Raw genomic sequence first — 2631 nt, 5'->3', positions numbered from 1 at the left:
GCACGCATAAGCCAATAAGATAAGAAATTTCCAAATATAAAACCAAAAACAATTTGCTTGAAGCTTGGTCCATCAAAAAAATACTGCCAATCTATCCAATTATGTGTAATGATCATGTATATATATTCGGCGATAGCAACGATGAGCAGCATGGATATCGCTGAAATCAAGAGCGCTAGCGCAGCAACTTGATGCGAACCAGCGCCCCGTTTTTTATTGTCTAACCAGGGACGAAGGGTGGTCCCGACTAAGAACGCCACTAAACCGGATAAGATGGCTGCGATTAAAAATGGCGTCATGACGCTCTCCAAGAAAAATAATGCAATGTTTCGAGGTTAGCGCGAATGACGGTCAAGACAAGCCCAAGTAAATGTAGACATGGGAAAATCTTGAAAGAAAACGTCCCGCCCCCGACTGGCGCGCCGCCCCGCATGACGCTACATTCCTCAAGCGGCGCTGCGGGGTGCGTGCAGGACTATTATTCCCCGGGGCCTTATCGATCCTTATGGGAGCTGTCCCTGGCCTCGCTCGTGGGCTTGGCTACACGGCGCCCACCTACGTTGTAGGTTCCCGGGATCGATGTCCCACGGCTCTTGTGGCCCGCACTCCCCTTCCCTGCTATTCCTCGCGCATGCGCGATCCGAAAGCCGAGCTGCGGCGCCGTTCGCTGGCGCGCCGCGATCTTGTCACGCCCGGCGAAGCGCATGAGGCGGCGGCCGCCGTCGCGCGCCGGAGCGTGGCGCTCGTCGACGCCATCGCGCGCGACGCCGCGCGTCAAGAGTCGCCCGTCGTCTCCGTCTACTGGCCGATCCGCAGCGAATTGAACACGCGCCCGCTGATCGACGCGCTGGCCGCGTCCGGCTATCGCGTCACGCTGCCGGTGATGCACAAAGTGCGTCATCCGCTCGTCTTCCGCGCCTTCACGCCGGGCGACGACCTCGTGAAGGGGCCGTTCGGCCTGTCCGAGCCCGCCGACGACAAGCCGGCCTACGATCCCGACATTCTGTTTTCCCCGCTCGCCGCCTTCGATCGGCTTGGCTTTCGGCTCGGTTATGGCGGCGGCATCTATGACGCCACGCTCTCAGCGCTTCGCGCCAAAAAGCCGGTCATCGCCATCGGCGTCGCCTATTCCTGCCAGGAAGCCGACCATGTGCCGACGGAGCCGCATGATCAACGGCTCGACGCCATCCTGACCGAACAGGAGACATTGCGCTTCTCGTCCGCGATCGCTTGAGGAGGTTGGAACCAATCCGAACGCAGCACGTTAACGGGTCGTACGGCGATTTAATTTTCTTTTTCGGAGAATTTTGAAATGAAGACTTTTTGCACGGCGGCCGCCATCGCGGCGGCGCTCACGCTCGTTCCGGTCGGCGCCCAAGCGACCTGCCGGATTTTCCAGCATCGTGACTTTGGCGGCTCCGGCTACACGCTTCACCATCAGGAGCGCATGAAAATGGTGCGCGGCGAAAGTCTCGGCTGCACGACGAATGGTCACGGCGGCGGCTGCGAAAGCACAATCTACGACCCGTCCTGGAACGACAATATCTCGTCGTTCCGCGTCAAAGACGGGTGCACGCTCACCTTGTGGCAGCACGTCAATCAGGGCGGGGCGAGATTCCGTTCAAACCGCAGCTATCGCTACGTCGGCGACCGCTGGAACGATCAGGCCTCTGAAGCGCTCTGCATGTGCTGATCCCGACGCGCGGCGAGTCGACGCGTCATCGGCTCACCGCGTCGGGGCTGACGGCAGCTTGATGATCTGGCCCGCGCGCAGCCTTTTACGCTTCACGTCCGGATTGAGTTCGGCGATCGCGCGCCATTTGCCCGTCGCGCCGTAAAGCCGCTTGGCGATGGATTTGAACGTGTCCCCGGCGCGGGCCGTATAGACGTTGGGACTCGGTTCCGACGTCTGCGCAGGCTCGACGGGCGCATGCGCCGCGACATGCGGGGCGTCGTCCGCTGGTTCGCGTTTGGCGGTCTCCGCATTGGTCGCGTCATTGGGCGCCGGGTCAGCCGCCGGTGGAGCGGCCTCCGCCGGCGCGTTTTCTGCGACCTCTGCGGCCGGCGCCTCCTCCAGCGCACGATCGACGGCTTGCGGCGCGGCTTCCGAAGATTCGCCGGCTCCGCTCTCCGTCTTCGCGGGCTCATCGGGCGCCGCCGGCGCAGCCTCGGGAGCAGGCTCCTCGACGGCGGCCGCATCGTCGTTCGCGACGGTCTGCTCGGTTTGCGCCTCTTCCTGCTGCGCTGAATCCGATTCAGACGGAACGGATCCCACTTGCGGTCCGGCGACGAGCAGGAACGCGATGGCGACCGCCGCTGCCGCCAGCGACACTTCGGCCAGGCCGCGCCGCCGCTGCGGCGGGAAGAGCGGCGGCCGCCGCTCGCGCGCGCCGGTCCCATCCGGCGCCGACGGCTCCTCCGCCTCGCGGCCGCGCAGCCAGACGAGCGCCTCCAATATGAAATACAGGAACAGCGCCGCCGTCACGGGCGGCTTTCTGTAGGGCTCCGGCGCAAACATGTAAGCGACGACGCCGAGCTGGATCAGCGCCGAAACCCAGGGCAGGCCGATTGCGCCGAGCGTCACGCGCCGGCGCGCGGCCAGAGCGGCCGCGAGGATTAATAGCGCGAGAT

Annotated in this window: 4 protein-coding genes and 1 other RNA gene; 3 read left to right on the top strand and 2 right to left on the bottom strand. The window is 63.3% G+C overall.

Annotated features, from left to right (window positions below; genetic code table 11):
- A partial coding sequence (locus tag AB7F41_RS17205) for a hypothetical protein (protein WP_428406729.1) occupies positions 1-299 on the bottom strand: 299 nt, incomplete at its 3' end.
- A gap of 151 nt (positions 300-450) precedes the next feature.
- Here AB7F41_RS17205 and ssrS point away from each other — a divergent pair.
- From ssrS to AB7F41_RS17190, 3 genes are all read left to right on the top strand, one after another.
- Positions 451-605, top strand: a non-coding RNA gene (gene ssrS, locus AB7F41_RS17200) — 6S RNA.
- A 26-nt stretch (positions 606-631) separates the two neighbouring features.
- Positions 632-1234 carry a 5-formyltetrahydrofolate cyclo-ligase gene (locus AB7F41_RS17195; protein ID WP_428381896.1) on the top strand — a complete coding sequence of 201 codons (603 nt, stop codon included), beginning with the start codon at positions 632-634 and terminating at the stop codon, positions 1232-1234.
- Between the two features lie 78 nt (positions 1235-1312).
- Complete coding sequence (locus AB7F41_RS17190) at positions 1313-1693, top strand: hypothetical protein (RefSeq protein WP_428381768.1); 381 nt, start codon at positions 1313-1315, stop codon at positions 1691-1693.
- A 33-nt stretch (positions 1694-1726) separates the two neighbouring features.
- Here the strand turns inward: AB7F41_RS17190 and AB7F41_RS17185 are convergent.
- Positions 1727-2631 (bottom strand): LysM peptidoglycan-binding domain-containing protein (locus tag AB7F41_RS17185; RefSeq protein WP_428406728.1); only part of this gene is annotated, 905 nt, incomplete at its 5' end.

It is taken from the genome of Methylocystis sp., from assembly GCF_050251305.1.
In the GTDB taxonomy this organism is placed as follows: Bacteria; Pseudomonadota; Alphaproteobacteria; order Rhizobiales; family Beijerinckiaceae; genus Methylocystis.
The sequence above is the reverse complement of the archived record's forward strand: the minus strand, read 5'-3'. Positions and strand labels throughout refer to the sequence as shown.